Raw genomic sequence first — 22,087 nt, forward strand, 5'->3', positions numbered from 1 at the left:
AATCCCGGAATAATTTTTACTAAAAGGAGAAAATAGTGTTGCATAGTCTGATCATACTTGCAGTGGTAGGCGCGGCTATTTTATTACTAACTAAACAAGCCTCTCTCGTTGTATGGGCTATTAGTTATGCCATATTTGCATTATTAGTGACAAAATATGGTTCTCCAGGTGTTATTGGCCATATTGTCGTATGGACAATATTTGCTGCGCTAATATTCGGCTCTATCAAACCTTTACGTAGAAATTTATTATCGCGCCGATTATTCGGAACTATTAGTAAAACCATGCCAGCCATGTCTTCTACAGAACGCGAAGCACTTGAGGCCGGAACGGTTAGTTGGGAAGGGGATTTATTTAGTGGCGCCCCTGATTTTAATCATCTTCTTGAAACACCTACGGTGAAACTCACAGCAGAAGAGCAGGCATTTATTGACGGTCCTGTTAATGAACTCTGCCGTATGATCGATGACTGGGATATTACTCACATACGTACCGATATGCCTCCAGAAATGTGGCAATTTATTAAAGAAAAAGGTTTTTTGGGAATGATTATTCCTAAGCAGTATGGTGGTCTTGAATTTTCAGCGACAGCTCAATTTTCGATTCTTGCAAAACTGTATGGACGTTCTGTGACAGTCGGTAGCACTGTCTCTGTACCAAATTCATTAGGCCCTGCTGAGTTGTTATTAAAATACGGTACTAAAGAACAAAAGGATTACTACTTACCCCGTTTGGCTGATGGAAGAGAGGTTCCTTGCTTTGCTTTAACAGGGCCTAATGCCGGCTCTGATGCTGCATCAATTCCAGACAAAGGAGTCGTATGCCGTCAGGAATTTAACGGTAAGGAAGTGCTTGGTGTACGTTTAACCTGGAATAAACGCTATATCACGTTATGTCCCGTAGCCACAGTAATTGGATTAGCGTTTCGTCTGTTTGACCCAGAAAATCTTTTGGGCAAAGGACACGATGTAGGGATTACTTGTGCATTAATTCCTGCTAATACTCCAGGTGTGATTAAAGGACGTCGTCATTTCCCTTTGAATACTGGTTTCTTAAATGGTCCCACTCAAGGAAAAGATGTTTTTGTACCTATGGATTATTTAATTGGTGGTTCTGCGATGGCTGGCTCCGGATGGCGTATGCTCATGGAGTGCTTAAGTGCTGGTCGAGCTATTTCGCTTCCATCAAGTGCAACTGGTGGTTCACAAGCAGCTGCTCTGGCGAGTGGGGCTTATGCAAGAGTACGCAAACAATTTAATACATCGATTGCTAATTTTGAAGGTATTGAAGAACCCTTGGCACGAATAGCGGGAAGTACCTACATGATTGATGCCGGGCTGACAATGGCAGCTGCAGCGATTGATCAAGGTGCCAAGCCATCCGTAGCGGGCGCAATATTGAAATATCATACCACTGAAAGAGGACGTCAATTAGCGATTGATGCCATGGATATTCATGGTGGTAAAGGCATTTGCTTAGGACCCAATAATTACCTTGGTCGTGGTTATCAGAACCTCCCTATTGGTATTACTGTTGAAGGGGCTAATATTTTAACGCGTAGTTTGATTATTTATGGACAAGGTGCAATTCGTTGCCATCCTTATGTATTTAAAGAGCTGGAAAGTGTTCGCAAAAATGATCTCAAAGCATTTGATGAAGCCTTTTGGGGGCATGCTGGTTTTGTATTGGCAAATCTCACTAAATCACTTCTTTTTGCTATCACTGACGCACATTTTGTGTTTACACCAAAAAGCCACGTTAGACGTTACTACCAGTTAGTTCATCGTTATAGTGCCAATCTGGCATTTTTATCTGATTTTGCTATGGCAACACTAGGGGGTGAACTTAAACGAAAAGAAAGAATGTCTGCTCGTTTAGGGGATGTTCTTAGCAATTTGTATTTGGCTTCTGCTGTTTTAAAACGTTTTCATGATGATGGTGAGCCAGTTGCTGATTTACCTTTAGTTGATTGGTGCTGCCAGCATTTACTCCACGAGTGTGAGGTAGCGATACGTGATGTGATTTCTAATTTCCCAGCTCGTTGGGCGCGAATCGTATTGAAGATAATTTTACAGCCTTTTGGCAATCAACGACATAATCCTTCAGATAGATTAGATCACAAACTGGCCCAGATTCTGACCCAGCCTAACGAAACGAGAACTCGTCTGACACGATTTGTATTTAGAGAGGCAATTCCTAATTGTCCTTTAGGTCGTTTGGAAGAGACGTTTCATATGATCTGTGATGTTGAAGAGCTCGAGAAGAAAATAGGCCGTGCTGTTAAAGAGGGCAAGCTGAATTCCTTAACCTTACTTGAACTTATTAATGAAGCTGAACAAAAAGAGATATTGACGACCGAAGAAGCTTCACGGATGAGAAATGCTGAAATAAAACGACAAGAAATTATTGCTGTTGATGATTTTAGCGATGATGAGCTGCGAAGACCTTCTGCTGATTCTTCTATGACAAAAGGAGCCAAGAAAAAAGAAATTACTCCCAGTGATGATTTAAAAGCAGAGTTAATTTAATCATTCATCCGGAGTAAAGTCTATTGCTCAACTGCCTACGTGCCTCGGCTTGTCCGAGGCATCCAGTGAAGGTTTAGATTTAAATGTTATTTCTATAAGTATCTAACGTTTAACTAAAAAAATTTCTACTTAATTCAACATCATCTTCCTGGATAGGACAACCCCTGGGATATCTCCCTCATAATTTTAAAGATAATAAGTTGTATTAATGGGATTTTTTTATGAGTTGGTTTCTCAGTGACAACCCGAGGCACGTAGGTAAACAGATAAGATAAGTAGGCAGGTAGAGGACACTAAGACAATATGGTAAAAATTACCCTTACTAATCAAAATAACCAGTCCTCTTGTAGAAAGGCAGTTTTAGATATTGGCTCAAAAGTTTGGCTCCTTGATGACAAGGAAGAATGTAATTTCACACGTTTGCAGAAAGTGGATTTTCGGCATCCTTTATTAACCTGTTCTGTGCTTAAGTCCAAAACAACTCGGTATGATTACACTTATGACAATCTCGATGACATGCTTAATACGGCGAAAATGATTTATGCCACATTGCTTCAAGCTAATCATCCTCAAAATTGCCAATTTGTTATCACACCATCACCAAAATTTTTTTTATTAAAAAGCAGTTATCAAATTCCTTTTTCTCTCGATCATTATAAGAGAGCAAAAAACTTTATCACAGCGAATCAGCTTGATGGATTAATCAGTCAATCTTCCAATTCCTCATTCCATTTTATAGACCAATTAATTATTGAAGGAACAATTTCTTTAGAGACTCTCCCTGCAGAAGTTAATGGGGATCAACTATTTGAATTTGATAAGCATGGTTATCTTCTTCTAACTAAAAATGATTCTTTTGACAAATACGAGTTACGCAATATAAACCACTACATCGGTTTCGGTGTGTATGCAAGAGAGGCTATACAAAAGGATGAAGATGTGTGTTTGTATCTGGGTATAAAAAAACATAATCCGGACATTAAACGATATTATTTTAACTCTCGATCAGATGCACTGGGTATGGGGACCGATGCACACTATTACAGCAATATCGGTCGATTTGTAAACCACGCACCGGCAGATTCTAGAGTATCAAATCCTGATTCCAGGTTATTAGGTGCAAATCTTAAGAGTAAACGATACCTTTTTTATGGTATTGAATTAGTGGCCTATAGCGCGATAAGAAATATCGCAAAAGGGGAACAATTACTGGTTGACTATGGTGATGAGTATTTTGAGTCAAATAATGAATATCGATTCAGTATTGATGGACATCTTAAAGACTCAACTGGAAAATTGCTCAAAGAAACATACCATGAAAAACTTAGTATTTTGAGAGTAATGGCTCACAATGGAATCACTCAGGCTGCGTATAGACTTTTAAAAAGGCCTTTAATTGCTCTTTCTATCTCGCTAATTGTGTTATTAATACTATATAGCAAGGAAGTAACAATTTAACCTTCTTCAAGAGCCTCATCGGGCATAGTGACATTGAGCTCAAGGACAGCGCTGTCACCTAAACGCTCGAGATTAACACTCACTTGATCACGGCTAATACGAATGTACTTTGCGATGACAGCCAAAATCTCTTCTTGAAGTTTAGGCAAATAGTCCGGAGTATTCCGTTGAGAACGCTCGTGAGAAATAATAATTTGTAAACGTTCTTTTGCAACCGAGGCTGTACTATTACGTTTTCTTAAATAGCTAAATAGACTCATGCTGGAATGTCCTCCTTGTTTTTGCTGAACAAGCGGCGTAATAAGCCTTTGCGTTCGGCACTAACAAAACGCATAGGGCGGCTTTCTCCTAAGAATCGAGCTATAGCATCTTGGTAAGCAATGCCTGCATCACTAGTTTCATCAAGAGTTACTGGGGTTCCCGTATTTGAAGCTTTAAGTACTGCCTTAGATTCAGGGATAACGCCAATTAGAGGAATCGCAAGAATTTCTTTTACATCTTCTACAGATAACATATCGCCTTTTTCAACTCGATCGGGATCGTATCGGGTTAATAGCAGATGTTCTTGAACTGGAGCTAGATTTTCAACAGCGCGCTTTGTTTTGCTCGCTAAAATGCCCAAAATTCTGTCGGAATCACGTACCGAAGAAACTTCAGGATTGGTTACAACAATAGCATGATCAGCGAAATACATTGCCATCAAAGCACCAGTCTCAATTCCGGCTGGTGAATCACAGACGATGTATTCAAATTCATTGGCTAAGTCATTTAAAATTCTCTCAACACCCTCAAGTGTAAGGGCGTCTTTATCGCGTGTTTGAGATGCAGGCAGGATGCATAGATCAGGTAAGCGTTTGTCCTTAATGAGAGCCTGATTTAAATTAGCTTCGCCATTGATGACATGTATAAAATCATAGACAACTCGGCGCTCACATCCCATGATAATATCAAGATTTCGCAGACCTATATCAAAATCAATAACGACAGTCTTGTGACCACGCATAGCTAAGCCTGAAGAAATTGCTGCTGAAGTTGTGGTTTTGCCCACACCACCCTTACCTGATGTGACAACAATAATTTTAGCCAACGTTAAACCTTCCTGTAATCTTAAGTTAAACATTTTAGCCCAGTTTACACGCTATTGTTTATTCAATTCAAGCTTAAAGAAAATTATATTTTTCATTCATAATTTAACTTTCGCAATTTCAGTTTTGTGGGTAATAAAAATGGGGAGATTTAATCTCAATAGCACAACACTTTGGTTTTTTTTTCCAAGAGTAAGAAAAGGCTATTTTAGGTAGAATAGTACCGGATTATGAGTATCCATAATCCGGTTTATCAGTTAATCTTCTCGAAGAAGCTTAGTCTTAATACCATCCGTTGGAGCCGCAGCAAGCTACAGTATAACTTCCGCAACCACCACAAGAACTTGTACCACAGCAACCACACGCAGAAATCAGTGCTGATGCACCGACAATTAACAACAAAAACACTATTTTTTTCATGATAGCATCCTTGCGTAGCTAAGTTATTAATATTATTCACGTAGTTTCATTATTAGGCAGAAAGGTGATGATGTTTCATTTTTAGCGTAGTAGGGGAAATCTATTTATTCAAGTTTTGGATAAAAAAAACAAAATTTTACTCAATAATATTTTCGAGGCTTAAAATTAAAAAAAACAGACAGCATTTATCCATCATGAATTTAGATTATAAAAAATAAAAAACCTCTTTCATAAAGAAAATATAATTTTTTGAATAGTCCGATAAATTTTATGAAAACTAATTCATGAGATAACAAGACTGTTTTCTTAGAAATATTACCGGAATAAATCGTAACTTTGCCGTTTAAATTGTTATGAAATACCCGGAATTAATCAGTCTTATAGAATATAGTTATTATAAGCATGGAGAAATTAAAGGAATTTGGACATGGAATCCTCGCATTTATTGGCTGAAAAAATTGTTGATGCTGCACTGTATCTTGCTGAAAAGAGTTCTTGGGAAAATATAAGATTATTTGATATCGCTTCGCATTTAAATATTGATTTAACAGAGATTCAGAGTAATTTTCGTGAAAAGAATGACTTGGTAAATGCTTTCTTTGAGCGAGCGGATAAGGCGATGATAATGCAGACTAATCAGCAAGGAATGATGAGATTATCGTCCGAAGAGCGTCTGTCTCATCTTTTGGTAGCATGGTTTCAATATATTCAAAAATATCGGCAAGTTGCAAAGGAAATAATTTATTCACAACTGGAGCCAGGCCATATCCATACGCAATGCTTATTGCTATTACGTATTAGTAGAACAGTCCAGTGGTGGCGTGAAGCGGCCCAGCGCTCGGCAACTTACATGCACCGTGCCGTTGAGGAAAGCGGTTTGACAACAATCTATCTGACAACGCTGATGTATTGGTTGCAGGATGATTCGAAAGACGCAGTTGCTACTGAACATTTCATCCAAAAACAATTATCACGAGCTAATCGAATTAACTGTTTTTTTAAAAGACTTTTTAAAAGATGTGAATAGTTAATTTTTATACGAAATGTTTGCGATTTTCTATAATATTTGTATAATGGTCGGTTAAGTAAATTTCTAGGAGTGAGGTAATGTCGCTTTCTATTGTCCAACAAGCATTGACCTTTGATGATGTATTGTTGATTCCTGCCCACTCCACCGTTTTGCCTAAAGAAGTTTCCCTGATAACCCGCCTGACTCGTGCAATCGATTTAAATATTCCTATTCTCTCTGCTGCTATGGATACGGTAACCGAGGCTCGTTTGGCAATCGCTTTAGCTCAAGAAGGTGGAATGGGTATCATTCATAAAAATATGAGTGCTTTTGCTCAGGCAGAAGAAGTTCGCAAGGTTAAAAAATTTGAAAGCGGCATGGTGAAAGATCCTATTTCCGTTTCCCCACATATTACGGTTAAAGAATTGCTTGATGTTATGGCAAGGCATAATTTTTCAGGTATGCCGGTGGTTGAGGGAGAGTTATTAGTTGGGATCGTTACAAGTCGAGATATTCGATTTGAGACCAATCTTTCCTTACCGGTTAGCTCCGTGATGACTCCTAAAGAGCGCCTTGTGACAGTAAAAGAAGGGGCTGGCAGAGAAGAAGTTCGCAGCCTATTACACAAACACCGCATTGAAAAGTTACTCGTTGTTAACGATAAATTTAATTTAAAAGGCTTAATTACTGTTAAAGATATTCAAAAGGCGAAGGAAAATCCTTTTGCTTGTAAAGATAGTTCCGAGCAGTTACGTGTAGGAGCAGCTGTTGGTGTGGGTGAAGGAACTGATGAGCGGGTTGAAGCTTTAGTCGAAGCTGGAGCTGATGTACTCGTAGTAGATACGGCCCACGGACACTCTCAGGGGGTACTTAAACGTGTTGCGTGGATAAAAAAGCACTTTCCCGATGTTCAGATTATTGGAGGTAATATTGCAACTGCTGAGGCAGCGCTGGATTTAGTGGAAGCTGGTGCTGATGCTGTCAAAGTGGGGATTGGCCCAGGGTCTATTTGTACTACACGTATTGTAACGGGTGTTGGTGTCCCACAAATCACGGCCATTGCTAATGTTGCAGGTGGTCTCAAAGGCCGAGTGCCTGTCATTGCTGATGGAGGTATCCGTTTTTCTGGCGATGTTTGCAAAGCTCTTGCTGCGGGTGCTGATACAGTGATGTTAGGCGGTATGTTTGCGGGTACTGAAGAATCGCCAGGAGAAATTGAACTCTACCAAGGACGAACTTACAAAAGCTATCGCGGTATGGGCTCAATCGGAGCAATGTCACAAGCACAAGGTTCAAGTGATCGCTATTTTCAGGATGCTAGCCAGGGTAGTGATAAATTAGTGCCTGAAGGAATAGAAGGTCGAGTACCTTATAAGGGACCTGTGCAGACTATTATTCATCAATTGATGGGTGGTTTGCGTTCTTGCATGGGATATACAGGATGTAAAACGATAGAAATGCTCCACGATAACGCAAAATTTGTTCAAGTTACCAATGCTGGAATGCGAGAATCGCATGTCCATGATGTAAGTATCACTAAACAAGCTCCCAATTATCAAATTGATGACAATTAATTATGAGAAATATTAAACAAAAGCCCCTCATTATTCTTGATTTCGGTTCACAATATACACAGTTAATTGCAAGAAGAGTACGGGAAATGGGGGTTTATTGTGAAATTCACCCTTATAATCTCGATGTAGCCTCACTTGAAGCATTGATGCCCTGTGGGGTCATTTTATCTGGCGGTCCCTCTACAGTGACTCTAGAGACGAATCCTCGTGCGCCTGAATGGCTGTTCACTTCAGGATTGCCTATTTTAGGGATTTGCTATGGGATGCAAACCATGGCTGTCCAATTAGGCGGGCAAGTACAATCGTCTAATCTTCGTGAATTTGGTTATGCGGAACTAAGGCTGCATGGTCATACTCCTTTATTGGAAAATATTGAAGATCGCACTACAGAAGAGGGCGTCGCCTTATTAGATGTATGGATGAGCCATGGCGATAAGGTTACTGAATTGCCTCCTGATTTTGAGGTGATTTGTGAGACTCGCAATGCCCCTATTGCTGGTATGGCCCACAAGTCAAAGCACTGGTATGGTCTGCAATTTCATCCTGAAGTAACCCATACGTTACAAGGTTTACGAATTTTACAACGATTTGTCATTGAAATATGTCAAGCTGAAATCAATTGGACAGCGGATAACATTATTGATGAAGCAATTCGCACAGTTCGACAACAAGTCGGTAATGATCAAGTTGTTCTCGGGCTTTCTGGTGGGGTAGATTCTTCAGTCGTGGCCGCTTTGCTCCATAAGGCTATTGGCGACCAATTAATTTGTGTATTTGTTGATACAGGACTTCTACGACTTAACGAAAAAGAACAAGTGATGACCATGTTCGGTGAACATTTGGGCATAAAAATTATTGCCGTGGATGCTGAAGAAAAATTTTTAAATGCGTTAAAGGGGATAGATTGCCCTGAGAAAAAGCGAAAAATTATTGGTCATACGTTTATCGAAATATTTGACGAAGAAGCCCAACGTTTGACGAATGTCAAATGGTTAGCACAAGGTACAATTTATCCTGATGTGATTGAATCTGCGGCCACAAAAACTAATGGTGCTTCAATGGTCATTAAGTCACATCATAATGTCGGTGGGCTACCTGAAACACTCAACTTAAAACTTTTAGAACCAATTCGGGAGCTATTTAAAGACGAGGTGCGCAAAATAGGTCTTGAATTAGGTTTACCTTATGAAATGGTTTATCGCCATCCATTCCCAGGCCCCGGTTTAGGGGTACGTATCCTTGGGGAAGTAAAAAAAGAGTATGCCAATATATTACGTCAGGCAGACGCTATTTTTATTGAGGAACTAAAAGAGAGTGGCCTTTATCACAAGGTTAGTCAGGCGTTTGCAGTTTTTTTGCCAGTCAAAAGTGTTGGCGTGATGGGCGACGGACGACGTTATGACTATGTAATCTGTCTTCGTGCTGTAGAAACAGTGGATTTTATGACGGCGCATTGGGCACAACTACCTTGGGATTTCTTAGGAAGCGTTTCCAATCGTATTATTAATGAAGTTGCTGGTGTATCACGAGTAACTTACGATATCTCAGGTAAACCACCAGCGACAATTGAATGGGAATAAATGATTCTTTTTGGATGGCTGAGGCTTACAAATTAGCTCTAAAAGCCAAAGAACAAGGAGAAGTTCCTGTTGGTGCTGTGTTGATTGATGACAATAATCAGCCTATTGGAAGTGGCTTTAATCAAGTTTTGCAAAGAAACGATCCCTGTGCACATGCAGAACTTATCGCTATTCGTAATGCAGCGATACAATTACACAATTATCGCCTCTTGAATACAACTCTTTATGTAACGTTAGAGCCATGTGCAATGTGCGCTGGGGCTCTTGTGCATGCCCGGATAAAGCGACTTGTTTTTGCAGCTCGTGACTTTAAAGCAGGTGCTGCAGGGTCTGTCTACAATTTATTACAAGGTTATCCTTTGAATCATCAAGTGATTATTGATGAGGGAATAATGTTGGACGATTGTGTTCAGTTATTGACAGATTTTTTTAAAGTAAAACGAGATTAAAAATTTTCATTATAGAGTTCGCGCGTTAAGGCATGCTTTAGTCGTTCTTTTTCTTCCTTGTTGAGAGGGCTTCCTGCTTTGGTGGTGATAAAAAACATATCCTCAACCCGTTCACCAAACGTAGCAATTTTGGCATTATGCAAACTAATATTTTGAGTGAAAAAGATACGGCTTATAGTAGCAAGCAGACCTGGTCTATCGGTTGTGATTAAAAATAAACTGGTATGATGGAGTCTGCTATCTTCACTAAAGCTAATTTGTGGTTTTAAATTAAAATGAGCTTGAGTCCGCGAAATTCTGCGTTTTATGATTGTTGGTAATTCTTCTTTATTGGCAAGTTGTTCTGCTAATGCATTTTGAATCGCATTAATCTGGTTTTTATCAAAAAAAGCTTGATGTTGCTCATCCAGAATAATGTAGGTATCTAAATCAAAATTGTTATCACAGGTTAAAATAGCTGCTTCTTGAATGGTTGCATAATGATTACTTAACACGGTGGTCGTAATTGTAAAGCGCTCATCGCGGTGAGGCATATAAATAAAAACTTCCGTTCCCCCCTGACTATGATGGGGCATAATAAGCACTAAGGGATATTTTTTACAGTTGATAATAGCTTTTGTATGCTTCGCTATGACCTCTGCAGGCTGATGTAAAAAATATTTTCTTTTGAAATTAGACCATAATGTTTCAATACTTTCCTGATTTATACCGTTTTTGAGCAAAAGCTTTATTGCTTTAGCTTTGCGGGAGTCAATTACTGCGGTCTCATCAAGTAAATCTTTTTCTTGCAGGGCTAAATGGGCTGCCCGATAAAGTTCTTTTAATAGAGAATCACGCCAAGTGTTCCAAAGTTTTTGATTGGTCGCGCAAATGTCAGCGACGGTTAGTAGATAGAGGTAATCCAGGTACTCAGCTTGAGGCAGATGATTACAAAATTGCTCAATTGTTTTAGGATCATAAATATCCTGGCGTTGTGCTGTTTGCGACATCAGTAAGTGATTTCGAACCAGCCACACCAGTAACTTGCGTTCGTTATCATTTAAATGATGACGAAGAGCAAAATGATTCGCTTCTTCAGCACCCAGTTCTGAATGATCGCCACCTCGTCCTTTAGCAATATCGTGAAAAAGCGCTGCAAGGTATAGAATTTCGCGTTGCTTAATGGTTGGCATTAATTGCGCGGCTAAAGGAAATTGTTCGGCATACTCAGGCTTTAAGAAGCGAGCGAGATTGCGAATAACAAAAAGAGTGTGCTGATCAACTGTATAGACATGAAATAAATCATATTGCATTTGTCCAGTAACCGCAGCAAAACAATCCAGATAATGACCCAGAATCCCATATCGATTCATATGATGGAGTGATTCATAAGGATCTTCAGCGATTTTAAAGATAGCTAAAAAACAGGTTGTCGCTTCGTTTGATAAGCGAAATTTATTATTAAATGCATAAAGGTTTTCACGAATTAAACGAATAGTGCTTGCTCGAACCCCGACAATATTAGGACGTTTTGTTATCCATAAAAATAGCTCAAGTAACGCTAAGGGTCGCTGTCTGAATACTTGAGGATTCTTTACCTCGATGTAATCATTAGCGAGTTGAAAATAGCTATCTAAAGGAGTTATTCGTTGTTTTTCGTGATAAACAATGGCTTCTGCAAACCATTGTAATAGCATTTCATTAAGTTCACGGATTCGCTTGATGATTTTGAAATAAGTTTTCATGAACTGTTCAATGGCTAATGAATGCTCTTGATCTGTAAAACCAAATAAACTGGCTAATTTGATTTGATGATCGAACAGTAAACGCTCTTCTTGTTTGCCCGCAAAAATATGTAAAGCAAAGCGGACTTTCCATAAGAAATGTTGGCACAAGATGAGCTCTTCATATTCCTTATCAGTGATAAAGCCACTATCAATTACTTCGGCAAACTTGTTGATACCAAAATGGCGTTTACAAATGTTCAACAAGATATGAATATCTCTTAATCCTCCGGGACCATTTTTTACATTAGGTTCAAGATTGTATGCCGTTTCACCATATTTCGTATAACGTTGGTCCTGTTCTCTTTTTTTGGCAAAAAAATAGCTATTACTGGGCCACATGTGTAGCGGATGGGTTTTGTAGAGTAACTCTTCCATTAAATTACTGCGACCAGCAATCAAATGCATGTCAAGGATGCTTGAAATAACACTCAAATCGTTACTGGCAAGTTCAGCACATGCATCAACGGTAGTGATTTGATGACTAACATCCAACCCAATGTCCCAGCAGTCTTGTATAAAAGCTTGTGCACGTTGTGACTGTACTTTTGAAATTTCTTCTGTATGAAGCAGTAACAAGTCAATATCTGAATACAATTGCAATTCTCGCCTGCCATAGCCACCCAAGGCTAAGAGACAAAAATTGTTATCTTTATCCAATTGGTGCTGATGGAATAAAGTGAGTAAAACCTCATCAATAAAATTGACTAACTTATTGGTAATGGTAGTGATGTTGGCTTTTTGATAAAATTCTTTGCACAGTTCATCCTTGAACTGTTTTATTGATTGTTTAACTATAAGTTTATTGTTCTTCATTGCGTAAGGTTAAAATTTCAACCCCATCATCAGTCACCAATAAAGTATGTTCCCATTGGGCTGAAAGACTATGATCCTTGGTAACTACAGTCCAGTTATCAGGTAATAAGCGAGTATGGTGCTTACCAATATTAATCATTGGTTCGATGGTAAAAGTCATGCCTGGTCTTAACATCTCGCCAGTTCCGGGAACACCGTAATGAAGAACTTGTGGATCTTCATGAAAAATACGACCAATACCATGCCCGCAGTATTCACGAACTACAGAACAGCGATTTTTTTCTGCATGTTGCTGTATCGCATGGCCTATGTCGCCCAAGCGTACACCTGGTCTCACCATATTAATGCCAATAAATAAACATTCGTGGGCGATTTGAACGACGTGTTTTGCTTTAACGGATGGTGCGCCGATAAAAAACATTTTACTGGTATCACCATGGTAGCTATCCTTAATGACTGTGACATCGATGTTGATTATATCACCGTCTTTTAATGCTTTTTTGCTAGGGATGCCATGACAAACTACATGATTAATCGATGTGCAAATTGATTTTGGAAAGCCATTATAGTTTAAAGGTGCAGGGATAGCCTGTTGCTCGTTAACAATATAATCATGACAGATTGTATTTAATTCATCAGTAGTAACACCTTCTTTGACATAGGGTCCAATCATTTCAAGCACGTCAGCAGCAAGCTTGCCAGCAACACGCATTTTTTCTATTTCTTCAGGAGTTTTTATCGTCACAGCCATGGTTTAATCCGCAAAATTATAATAGTAGCATAAGCATTCTTCTCGTCGAATATAATGACAAGCATTCTATTAATTATAAAGGAAAATAATTTTTTTATTAAATACTGACTTATTGTGGCGATATTAAGAATCTAGTGATTTAAGAAGGATGATGATAGCCCCCGAAAGGGGGCTTAAAAAATTAGCATTGATGATTCATGCGTTTTTGTTCCATTTGCTTCATCATTTGCTTAAATTGTGTTTTTTGATCAGCATTAAGAACACTGTAAATTTGTTGCTTAGCGACAATCTTAGCTTTCATCATTTGTGCCATAAGCTCTTTCTTTTGGCTAACTAAGCTGTCTAATTTTGAATTGTCCATAGTATCAGAGGTTACTAGATCATGCATTTGAGTACGTATGGATTTCATTTGATCCCAATTTGCTTGTTGAGTTTGCTTCAGTTGATCTTTGATCGATTTGATTTTTGCTTGCTGATCAGAGTTAAGATTCAAAGAACTCATCATTTCTTGCATACGTTTTTCAGGACATGAACAAGATTTGTCAGAAGACATTGAAGATGTAGGTGTAGAAGAAGAGTTAGAGTTTTCACTGGTAGCAGCCGCAAATGCAGTTTGTCCCAGAACGAATGATAATACTAGAGCAACTAGCGATATCTTTTTCATTTTACTATCCTTAGTTAAAGTTATAATTAGACTTCCAGCAACGATTATAGACGCTGATTTCAAATTTGTCCTTGAAAGCATAATATATAATAAAAAATATTGAATTGAAGTCAACAACGTTGATGATTTCGCTCCAGTGTGGTATAAATACCGCGCTTTTTAACGACACACACGTTTCGTCACATACGGTGGGGTCCCATTGTGGGTACCGTATGGGAGACGTGGAGGCTTAACCCTGGAGATATATTTATGAATGTTAGTATGCGTGAATTACTTGAAGCGGGAGCTCATTTTGGGCATAGAACCCGTTTTTGGAACCCAAAAATGAGAGATTATATTTTTGGTTCAAGAAATAAAATTCACATTATCAATTTAGAAAAAACTTTACCAATGCTGAATGATGTAGTGAATTACGTCGGTCGTTTAGCATCCAATAGAGCTAAAATTCTATTTGTAGGTACCAAAAGAGCAGCCCAAGACAGCATCCGTGAACACGCGAAGCGTTGTGGTATGCCTTATGTTGATCACCGTTGGTTGGGTGGCATGTTGACCAACTGGAAAACAGTACGTCAATCTATTTTCCGTCTGAAAGAATTGAAAGAAATGCGTGATAAAGGCGCATTCAGCTTGATGATAAAAAAAGAAGCATTGATGCTCACTCGCGAACTGGAAAAACTTGAGCGCGGCTTGGGCGGTATTGAAGACATGGGCGGTTTGCCTGATGCGCTTTTTGTAGTTGATGTTGGTTTTGAACACATTGCTGTAGAAGAAGCTCGTCGCTTAAAAATCCCTGTTATTGGTATTGTGGATACTAACAATAGCCCAGATAACATTGATTACGTAATTCCAGGTAACGATGACTCTATGCGTGCAGTTGATATCTATGTTCGCTGCATAGCTGATGCCATTATTGATGCCAAACAAGGCAACACAGTTGGTGGCGTTGCATCAGATGCTGAATTCGTTGAAGTTCCTGCAAATAAAAAAGAAGCAGAAAAAACTGCAGATGAATAATTAACTTTTAAAAAGGAGGGGGGCGTTAATTTATTAACGTACCCCCTTTTTGTTATGTGGAGGGTGGAACATGTCAATTAGTGCTTCATTAGTGATGGAGTTAAGGGAGCGAACAGGTGCTGGAATGATGGAATGCAAAAAATTCCTGATCGCAACTAATGGTGATATCGAGCAAGCTATTATTGAAATGCGTAAAGCAGGCCAAGCAAAGGCAGACAAAAAAGCTGATCGCGTTGCAGCAGAAGGTGTTATTGTCGTTGCTCGTTCAGCGGATGGTCGCTCTGCAGTAATACTTGAAATTAATAGTGAAACTGATTTCGTGGCTCGTGATGAGAACTTTACTAATTTTGCTACCAAAGCGGGCGAAACAGCATTGGCTTCTTCAGCTGCGAATGTTGAAGAATTATCAAATCAAACGTTAATGGGCAGCAATATAACAGTTGAACAAGCAAGACAAGAGCTTGTTTCTAAAATTGGTGAAAACATTAAATTACGTCGTCTTGAAAGAATATCTTCTGATGGCGTTGTTGGTCATTATCTGCACGGTAGCCGTATTGGTGTTGTCGTCAATATGAAAAATGGTGACGAAGCGCTTGCAAAAGATATCGCTATGCATATCGCTGCTAGCCGTCCTATGGTTGTTAACCGCGATCAGGTTTCTGCTGAAGCCATTGAGAATGAGCGAGAAATCTTCACTGCTCAAGCTCGTGAAAGCGGTAAACCACAAGAAATCATTGATAAAATGATTGAAGGCCGTATCAACAAGTTTGTTGATGAAGTCAGCCTCTTAGGGCAACCTTATGTTAAAGATCCTAACAAGAAAGTAGGTCAGTTGCTGAAAGAGAAAAATGCTGAAGTGGTGTCCTTTACACGCTTTGAAGTGGGTGAAGGTATCGAGAAAAAAGAAGATAATTTCGTTGAAGAAGTAATGGCTCAGGTTCGTGATTAATGATGAATTCTAATCAATCGCAATTAAAATATAAGCGCATACTGCTAAAGTATAGTGGTGAAGCGTTGATGGGAAAAGCCCAGTTTGGTATTGACCCATCAATCCTTGATCGCATGGCTAAAGAAGTCGACGAGTTAATCCATATGGGAGTTGAAGTAGGGATTGTCATCGGCGGCGGTAATTTATTTCGTGGTAAAGCTTTATCACAAGCGGGTCTTGGTCGTGTTACCGGTGATCACATGGGTATGCTTGCGACGGTAATGAATGCTTTAGCCTTGCGTGATGCCTTAGAGCGCATTGATTTGCCAGCACGAATCATGTCTGCAATTCCAATTTTAGGAATTGTAGACCCCTATCATCGCCGTAAAGCTATTACTCATTTACGTAATGGTCATGTTGTTATTTTTGCAGCAGGTACTGGAAATCCGTTCTTTACTACCGATTCTGCCGCTTGTTTAAGAGCAATCGAAGTGGGAGCTGATGTAGTATTAAAAGCTACAAAAGTTGATGGAATTTATTCAGCAGACCCTCTTAAAAATCCTGATGCTGTTCGTTATGATTATTTAACTTACAAGCAAGTATTAAGAGAAGGTTTAGAAGTAATGGATTCTACAGCCATTTGTCTGTGCCAGGATCACGGAATGCCTCTTCAGGTATTTGATATGGCAGCACCAAATGCGCTTATGAAAATTGTTCTCGGTGAAAGGGTTGGAACCATAGTAGGAGCAAACCATGATCAATGATATCAAGCAAGACGCTGAAAAGCGTATGAAAAAATCTGTTGAAACGCTACAGCATGATTTAACTAAAATTCGGACTGGTCGTGCTCATGCTAGTCTCCTGGATCACGTCCATGTTGATTATTACGGCAATTCTACTCCACTAAATCAAGTGGCGAATGTCACAGTGAGTGATTCGCGTACTTTGTTAGTTACTCCATGGGAAAAGTCGATGGTTGCTGCTGTTGAAAAAGCTATCCTGACTTCAGATTTGGGCTTAAATCCTGCAACTGCCGGAAATGCTATTCGTGTTCCTATGCCCCCTTTAACCGAAGAACGTCGTAAAGAAATGACTAAAGTAGTTAGAGGTGAAGGCGAACAAGGACGGGTTGCTATTCGAAATATTCGTCGTGATGCCAATAATCATCTTAAAGAATTAGTAAAAGCGAAGGAAATCTCTGAAGATGATGAGCGTCGTGCAAGTGAAGTGATTCAAAAATTAACTGATAAGTATATTGCTGAGATTGATGCAGTATTGGCTACTAAAGAAAAGGATTTAATGGAAATCTAGATTACCATCTATTCAACTTTGCTATTGCAAAGCGCGATATGCGTTATTGCTAAGCTTAATCAGCGTAGTAATTTTGGGGTCTTTGCGAACGGTGTGAAGCATTCCATATCTGTACTTGATTAAATATCTGGATTGCTTCGCGTTGCTCGCAACGTTTTTTTATCACCACTGAACCGCGTCCTTAGAGCGCAGTTTTCATTATTGCAGGCTTACACCCCGTTATTGCGATATGTATTTCGTTATTTCCCCCTGAGAAAGTTGCCGCATGTTAAGCTACCTCTATTAATAAAACCTTAAGGCAAATTGATTAAAATTTGCTAGTGTACCCCTTTGGAAAGGTAAACTATGCCCACTATGCCTCTGTTGCCTGAGCTAGAAACATTATTGCAAGCCATTGTAGATGGAAATCTGAGCACCGTAAAAACTCTACTTAGTCAAACTCCCTCGTTATTAGCAAGTGAATTCAATGCCAGTACTTTTAAAGAAGGCAACCCGGTTGATAATATACGGTTTCCTTACTGGTCAACTCATAGATTACTTCTCACCCCCGTCCATTTTGCATTTCTAGTTAATCGTCCTGATATCGCGAGGTACCTCGTCCAATCTCAGGAATACAAACATATCAAAGCTAAAGTTGGAAGTATAAGGCAGGAGGAGATTACTCCTCTTCGATTACTAGCTAGCTTTCTTTTCGGAAACAAAAGCTATTTTAGAGCTTTTAATCCTCCCCATTCTATTCTGCCCTATAGCTCATCGATATTTTACTTATTACTTCAAGAAGGTAATTTAGAATATTTTATGAACATCGCTAGCGTAAAACGAAATATAAGTCTAGCTGAACAGATTATCCCTTGTGTTGTATTAGATACACCAGATACTCCAATTTTTGGTTGGATGTATGCGGCCTTATTACTTAGAAAAGATATTGAACCTCTTGGTGAAGAAGAAGAAAAATTATTTAATGAATTAAGAAAAGTACCGGTATTGCCATCAAAGGGAGAACTACTCGAGCAACTATCTTTTTATAACGATGTTTTGGATTTTCGCATCACAATATCTGCTCTTAATAAAGCACTTAAAACTATGGATGAAAGGGCAGGCAGAGAACATATACCTGTTACCAAAGACGAGTTTATTGGGTTATTTGGCAAAAGCGTAATAGAAGTGCCCCTAAGTGACAAAGCGAAACAGTTGCAGCTTAATCTTTTTTATCATCTAAAACAGCTTCCAGTATTGCGAGCACCTAGTGATTCGTTTGTTAGTAATAATAAAGACGTTGAACTCTTATTACAGCAAAAGGAGTACGAGCAATTTAAAACACTGAAGCCTTTATCAGATTTTTTAGATCCTTCCTGTTATGATGATACTTTGGAAGCCTTGATTAATAGTGGTAACGGACTTCCTGGCGTTATTTCTGTTCTGGAGGAGATAAGTAAGCTTGATGACTTATCTGAAATTCATCGAAAATACTGTCAACGTCTTATTAGTGATGCCAATAGAATAGTTAATTCTTCGAAGTTCCAATTTAAAGTTGCATTAGAAGATATTTACGAGGAACTTAGAAAATTATCGAATATACATCAGGCAATTGAGAGTGAGTTAGATAATGATAAACCTAGTCCACTTACTGAATTAAGTGACAAATTAGAAAAAATTCAAAAAGGTATTCAACAGACTCTCGAAAAATTTAAGGCCTTGGATAACGAAGCTGAACAAGTTTCAGTACGTTTGGCATCCATTTCCAAGTTAGAAGAAATGGTTAAACAATTAACAAGGGATGTTGAATTAAAAGAAAAGCAATTGGCGACAATTGCAGCGAAAAACGTTGAACAAGCAGACTCGATCAATCAATTTTTGCAGGAATTGCAAAAACTTTCACAAGCTCTTCAAGAACAATTGAAAGCTAGACAAAATGAAATCGAAGCGTTGAAAGCTGAAAATGCTGAATTATATAAGAGATTAGAACAGCAGGATAAAAAAGCTGAAGAATTAGATGCCCGTCATAATGCGACTGTTACCAAGCTAGGCCGATTAGCGACAGCAACTGGTGAAATACAAACTACATTAAAAGGATTTGAAGAGAGCGAAACTGCCAGACTGAAGCAACAGGTCGAGGAGTTGGGGCGGGCTAATAAGGAATATGAATCAGAGGCGTTAAACTTAAGACGCGACGTAGCGCGATTAATTGAAGCACCAAGGGTGAATTACAATACTGCATTTTTTGGGAAGGGTAGTAACAAAAGTCCATTCAAAGAGAAAAGAGAATATATAACAGGTCGATTTTTTTGGAAAAATGACCCTTTAACCAAGACCAAAGATGAAATCTTGGAAAATTTTTATCAATTCTCTGCGACTCATATTGGACTGAAACCTAAAGAAATGATTGATGAATGGGTAAAGACTTATACTTCCAAGTTTAACAAAAATCCTATTGATGAATTAAAGAAAAATCGTAGCAGCTGGGTAACGAGAGAAGTTACAAATTCAATCAATTTATTGATTAATTACGTTGCGGAATATAACAAGTTACATAATGAAGAGGACCTTCCAGAAAGTTTACAGGAGTTTATAGTTTCTAAAGCATAATTTTTTGTAAGCGTGTTGGGTCCATGACCCAACATTTTTCCACTCTCATCATGATCAGGATTAATCCTTAACCTCTGCAATACATCCCCACTTAGTATCCCAAATAAGACGCTTAAGTTTTTTATGTTGCTTAAGTAAATCAATCAAGTAATTGACTGAGCCTTGTTTCGTCGCAAATATGATAATATTTGCTGATTTTTTAACAGAAATGGCTAAGGTTGACTTTAAGAAATTTTTTCTAATGAGCTGGAATATCGGCCATTGCTCATTGCGGTTGGCCAGATTAACAGCAAGTATTCCCTCGGGTGTTAAAATCTCTTTGCAGTGACTAAAAAAATCTTCCGTTTTGCATTGTGCGGGAAATACATCGTCAGTAAAAAGATCAATAAGTAGATGGTGAAATTTTCTATCTGTTTGCTGCGCAAAACGCTGCGCGTCTTGATGAATAATTTCTAAATTAGGAAGCCTGTCTGTCATAAAAAATTGTTGTGCAATGGTAATGACTTCACGGCTATATTCGACTGCGGTGAGTTTGATGGGTTTTTCTAATGCTGAAAGAACATGAGCAACACCAGCGCCTCCTAAACCAAACATACAGCAGTTACCGGGATTTATGCGTACAAATAAGGTTAGTGAATTTACATAGTAAAGTCCGGGACGCTTTGGAAAATATTTGTTTAAAAGAGTTTGTAGAGCTGTTCCATTAAATTTCAGCCAACGGAATAAAAAATTTTGATACACATAGATGCCGTTCGCTGACTTATAAATACAGTTTCCCCAAAAGGTTTTCCACATTAGAAGCTAGTCTCGCGTTGAAAAGGGTAAATTGAACCTAATGCTAAAATACGTGTTAATTCATCCAGCGCTGTAAACGATTCATTAACTAATGAGGGATCAGCCAAATCGTTTGCATGGAGTTGGGTGCGATAATGACGCTTGACCCACAATTCCAGCTTAGTTAATAATTCTTCATTAATTAAAACTGCTTGATGCATATGTTGTATCTCGGTTTCAGTCAAAGGTACTCGCAAGCGAAGGCAAGCGGGACCGCCGCCATTACGCATGCTTTGCTTTAAATCAAGATAATGGACTTCGGTAATGGGATTGGATGAATCGGCAATCAGCTTGTCGATAACTGTTTTTGCGCGCTCATTAATTTTACACTCAATAGGAGCAAGTAAAGCCATTTGAGGTTCTGCGGTAGGCAATGTTATAAGCTGAGAGTTAAACAGATAGGTCGATACGGCTTCAGCAACAGTTAAGTCTTCACGTTTGATTTCCAGGATAGTGAGGGAAAACTCAGCTCTCCTTTGCAACTTCTGTAAAAGTTCGGCTTGTTGCAGCCATGCTTCTTCATGAATTAATAACACTGATTCGTTAGCAACGCCAATAACATCATTATGAAAAACCCCTTGATCAATTGCCTCAGGATTTTGACAGGCAAATATAACCTGCTTTGGGTCAAGCAGATGCGAACGAGCAATCGCTTGAGATGCTTCAAGCGTTTGTCGTGCTGGATATTTTAATGGTGATGGTGTATTGGCTCTAAGACCCTGTTTTCCATAAACAAAAATAGTAATACCTTGAGCGCCATGGTTTCTGCAAAGACGATTATGATTGGCAGCACCTTCATCACCAGTGGTGGTACTTTTGGGTAAAAGTGGGTGATGTTGAAAATATTGTTCGCTTGCAAATAAATACTTTAATACCTGGCTTGAAAAATCTGCTTCGTGATGACGATGTAAATTGCTAATTAAATTTGCAGCAGTAAAGTGTACACGTTTATCTGCAGTATCAAGACTGGCTGAAACAGTCGCTGCATTCGCAGTCCACATGCTTGATGCAGAATAGCAAGTGCTGAGCAATTCAGGTGCAGTTTTATGCGCTTTTTCGATTTGCTGAGTGACTGTTCCGCTAAAGCCCAATTGGTACAGTAAGTGCAAATTAGGACGTTGATGGGGCGGTAATACGGCTTGTTTTAAGCCTGCATCGTGCAATAGACGCATTTTGGTAAGCCCCTGAAGCGCTGCAGCTTGAGGATTAGACATGCTTAAAGCGTTATCGGCAGAGGCCAAATTACCTGCTGCAAGTCCTGCATAATGATGAGTGGGGCCAACTAAGCCATCCATATTTAATTCAAAAACAACCATA

19 protein-coding genes are annotated in these 22,087 nt (G+C 39.0%); 11 read left to right on the forward strand and 8 right to left on the reverse strand.

Translation table 11 applies throughout. The features are described from left to right. Positions 1–35 precede the first annotated feature (35 nt). Positions 36–2,528 carry an acyl-CoA dehydrogenase gene (locus LHA_RS06630; protein ID WP_045105847.1) on the forward strand — a complete coding sequence of 831 codons (2,493 nt, stop codon included), beginning with the start codon at positions 36–38 and terminating at the stop codon, positions 2,526–2,528. A gap of 303 nt (positions 2,529–2,831) precedes the next feature. After that, positions 2,832–3,986: an SET domain-containing protein-lysine N-methyltransferase gene (locus tag LHA_RS06635; protein WP_045105848.1), complete on the forward strand. Its 1,155-nt coding sequence runs from the start codon at positions 2,832–2,834 to the stop codon at positions 3,984–3,986. On the opposite strand, the gene minE is transcribed toward LHA_RS06635, so the two are convergent. The 3 genes from minE to LHA_RS17050 all read right to left on the reverse strand — a co-directional run bounded on the left by minE (position 3,983) and on the right by LHA_RS17050 (position 5,491). After that, entirely contained in the window at positions 3,983–4,246 is a 264-nt protein-coding gene (gene minE, locus LHA_RS06640) for a cell division topological specificity factor MinE (protein ID WP_045105849.1), read from the reverse strand. The genes LHA_RS06635 and minE overlap by 4 nt on opposite strands. Continuing rightward, a complete protein-coding gene (gene minD / locus LHA_RS06645; RefSeq protein WP_045107437.1) occupies positions 4,243–5,073 on the reverse strand; it encodes a septum site-determining protein MinD in 831 nt (276 codons plus the stop codon). Before minD ends, minE begins: the two co-directional genes overlap by 4 nt. 280 nt (positions 5,074–5,353) lie before the next feature. After that, positions 5,354–5,491 (reverse strand): hypothetical protein, encoded by a 138-nt coding sequence (locus LHA_RS17050; protein ID WP_172480797.1) that lies wholly within the window; start codon positions 5,489–5,491, stop codon positions 5,354–5,356. 427 nt (positions 5,492–5,918) lie between these two features. On the opposite strand from LHA_RS17050, the gene LHA_RS06650 reads away from it, so the two are divergent. From LHA_RS06650 to tadA, 4 genes are all read left to right on the forward strand, one after another. After that, positions 5,919–6,518 carry a ubiquinone biosynthesis protein COQ9 gene (locus LHA_RS06650; protein WP_045105850.1) on the forward strand — a complete coding sequence of 200 codons (600 nt, stop codon included), beginning with the start codon at positions 5,919–5,921 and terminating at the stop codon, positions 6,516–6,518. Positions 6,519–6,598: 80 nt separating this feature from the next. After that, positions 6,599–8,074, forward strand: coding sequence for an IMP dehydrogenase (gene guaB / locus LHA_RS06655; RefSeq protein ID WP_045105851.1), 1,476 nt, complete (start codon positions 6,599–6,601; stop codon positions 8,072–8,074). Positions 8,075–8,076: 2 nt separating this feature from the next. Beyond that, positions 8,077–9,654 (forward strand): glutamine-hydrolyzing GMP synthase, encoded by a 1,578-nt coding sequence (gene guaA / locus LHA_RS06660; protein ID WP_045105852.1) that lies wholly within the window; start codon positions 8,077–8,079, stop codon positions 9,652–9,654. Further along, complete coding sequence (tadA, locus tag LHA_RS06665; protein WP_173425951.1) at positions 9,645–10,103, forward strand: tRNA adenosine(34) deaminase TadA; 459 nt, start codon at positions 9,645–9,647, stop codon at positions 10,101–10,103. Before guaA ends, tadA begins: the two co-directional genes overlap by 10 nt. Here tadA and glnD read toward each other — a convergent pair. The 3 genes from glnD to LHA_RS06680 all read right to left on the reverse strand — a co-directional run bounded on the left by glnD (position 10,100) and on the right by LHA_RS06680 (position 14,097). Next, a complete protein-coding gene (gene glnD, locus LHA_RS06670; RefSeq protein ID WP_045105853.1) occupies positions 10,100–12,682 on the reverse strand; it encodes a [protein-PII] uridylyltransferase in 2,583 nt (860 codons plus the stop codon). The genes tadA and glnD overlap by 4 nt on opposite strands. Beyond that, complete coding sequence (gene map, locus LHA_RS06675) at positions 12,669–13,433, reverse strand: type I methionyl aminopeptidase (protein WP_045105854.1); 765 nt, start codon at positions 13,431–13,433, stop codon at positions 12,669–12,671. Before map ends, glnD begins: the two co-directional genes overlap by 14 nt. Before the next feature lie 181 nt (positions 13,434–13,614). After that, positions 13,615–14,097, reverse strand: a complete 483-nt coding sequence (locus LHA_RS06680; protein ID WP_052673620.1) for a Spy/CpxP family protein refolding chaperone — start codon at positions 14,095–14,097, stop codon at positions 13,615–13,617. Between the two features lie 249 nt (positions 14,098–14,346). Between LHA_RS06680 and rpsB the strand changes: the two genes are divergently transcribed. The 5 genes from rpsB to LHA_RS06705 all read left to right on the forward strand — a co-directional run bounded on the left by rpsB (position 14,347) and on the right by LHA_RS06705 (position 19,936). Further along, entirely contained in the window at positions 14,347–15,111 is a 765-nt protein-coding gene (rpsB, locus tag LHA_RS06685; RefSeq protein ID WP_045105855.1) for a 30S ribosomal protein S2, read from the forward strand. A gap of 70 nt (positions 15,112–15,181) precedes the next feature. Continuing rightward, positions 15,182–16,060: a translation elongation factor Ts gene (gene tsf / locus LHA_RS06690; protein ID WP_045105856.1), complete on the forward strand. Its 879-nt coding sequence runs from the start codon at positions 15,182–15,184 to the stop codon at positions 16,058–16,060. Further along, positions 16,060–16,803, forward strand: a complete 744-nt coding sequence (gene pyrH, locus LHA_RS06695; protein WP_045105857.1) for a UMP kinase — start codon at positions 16,060–16,062, stop codon at positions 16,801–16,803. The genes tsf and pyrH overlap by 1 nt, the downstream gene beginning before the upstream one ends. Beyond that, entirely contained in the window at positions 16,793–17,350 is a 558-nt protein-coding gene (frr, locus tag LHA_RS06700; protein ID WP_045105858.1) for a ribosome recycling factor, read from the forward strand. The genes pyrH and frr overlap by 11 nt, the downstream gene beginning before the upstream one ends. Before the next feature lie 345 nt (positions 17,351–17,695). Then, positions 17,696–19,936, forward strand: coding sequence for a coiled-coil domain-containing protein (locus LHA_RS06705; RefSeq protein WP_045105859.1), 2,241 nt, complete (start codon positions 17,696–17,698; stop codon positions 19,934–19,936). Between the two features lie 60 nt (positions 19,937–19,996). Here LHA_RS06705 and LHA_RS06710 read toward each other — a convergent pair whose 3' ends face one another. Both LHA_RS06710 and astB read right to left on the reverse strand, forming a co-directional pair. Continuing rightward, the gene (locus LHA_RS06710) at positions 19,997–20,731 is read right to left on the reverse strand and encodes a spermidine synthase (protein ID WP_045105860.1); all 735 of its coding nucleotides are present in this window, start codon (positions 20,729–20,731) and stop codon (positions 19,997–19,999) included. Next, complete coding sequence (gene astB / locus LHA_RS06715; protein ID WP_045105861.1) at positions 20,731–22,086, reverse strand: N-succinylarginine dihydrolase; 1,356 nt, start codon at positions 22,084–22,086, stop codon at positions 20,731–20,733. Before astB ends, LHA_RS06710 begins: the two co-directional genes overlap by 1 nt. Position 22,087 lies beyond the last annotated feature (1 nt).

Origin of the sequence: Legionella hackeliae (assembly GCF_000953655.1) — a bacterium.
GTDB classification, from domain to species: Bacteria; Pseudomonadota; Gammaproteobacteria; order Legionellales; family Legionellaceae; genus Tatlockia; species Tatlockia hackeliae.

Coding starts and splice junctions, on each gene's coding strand:
- LHA_RS06635 (WP_045105848.1), top strand. CDS start 2,832: ATGGTAAAAATTACCCTTACTAATCAAAATAACCAGTCCTCTTGTAGA.
- minE (WP_045105849.1), bottom strand. CDS start 4,246: ATGAGTCTATTTAGCTATTTAAGAAAACGTAATAGTACAGCCTCGGTT.
- LHA_RS17050 (WP_172480797.1), bottom strand. CDS start 5,491: ATGAAAAAAATAGTGTTTTTGTTGTTAATTGTCGGTGCATCAGCACTG.
- LHA_RS06650 (WP_045105850.1), top strand. CDS start 5,919: ATGGAATCCTCGCATTTATTGGCTGAAAAAATTGTTGATGCTGCACTG.
- guaB (WP_045105851.1), top strand. CDS start 6,599: ATGTCGCTTTCTATTGTCCAACAAGCATTGACCTTTGATGATGTATTG.
- guaA (WP_045105852.1), top strand. CDS start 8,077: ATGAGAAATATTAAACAAAAGCCCCTCATTATTCTTGATTTCGGTTCA.
- tadA (WP_173425951.1), top strand. CDS start 9,645: ATGGGAATAAATGATTCTTTTTGGATGGCTGAGGCTTACAAATTAGCT.
- glnD (WP_045105853.1), bottom strand. CDS start 12,682: ATGAAGAACAATAAACTTATAGTTAAACAATCAATAAAACAGTTCAAG.
- map (WP_045105854.1), bottom strand. CDS start 13,433: ATGGCTGTGACGATAAAAACTCCTGAAGAAATAGAAAAAATGCGTGTT.
- LHA_RS06680 (WP_052673620.1), bottom strand. CDS start 14,097: ATGAAAAAGATATCGCTAGTTGCTCTAGTATTATCATTCGTTCTGGGA.
- rpsB (WP_045105855.1), top strand. CDS start 14,347: ATGAATGTTAGTATGCGTGAATTACTTGAAGCGGGAGCTCATTTTGGG.
- tsf (WP_045105856.1), top strand. CDS start 15,182: ATGTCAATTAGTGCTTCATTAGTGATGGAGTTAAGGGAGCGAACAGGT.
- pyrH (WP_045105857.1), top strand. CDS start 16,060: ATGATGAATTCTAATCAATCGCAATTAAAATATAAGCGCATACTGCTA.
- frr (WP_045105858.1), top strand. CDS start 16,793: ATGATCAATGATATCAAGCAAGACGCTGAAAAGCGTATGAAAAAATCT.
- LHA_RS06705 (WP_045105859.1), top strand. CDS start 17,696: ATGCCCACTATGCCTCTGTTGCCTGAGCTAGAAACATTATTGCAAGCC.
- LHA_RS06710 (WP_045105860.1), bottom strand. CDS start 20,731: ATGTGGAAAACCTTTTGGGGAAACTGTATTTATAAGTCAGCGAACGGC.
- astB (WP_045105861.1), bottom strand. CDS start 22,086: ATGGTTGTTTTTGAATTAAATATGGATGGCTTAGTTGGCCCCACTCAT.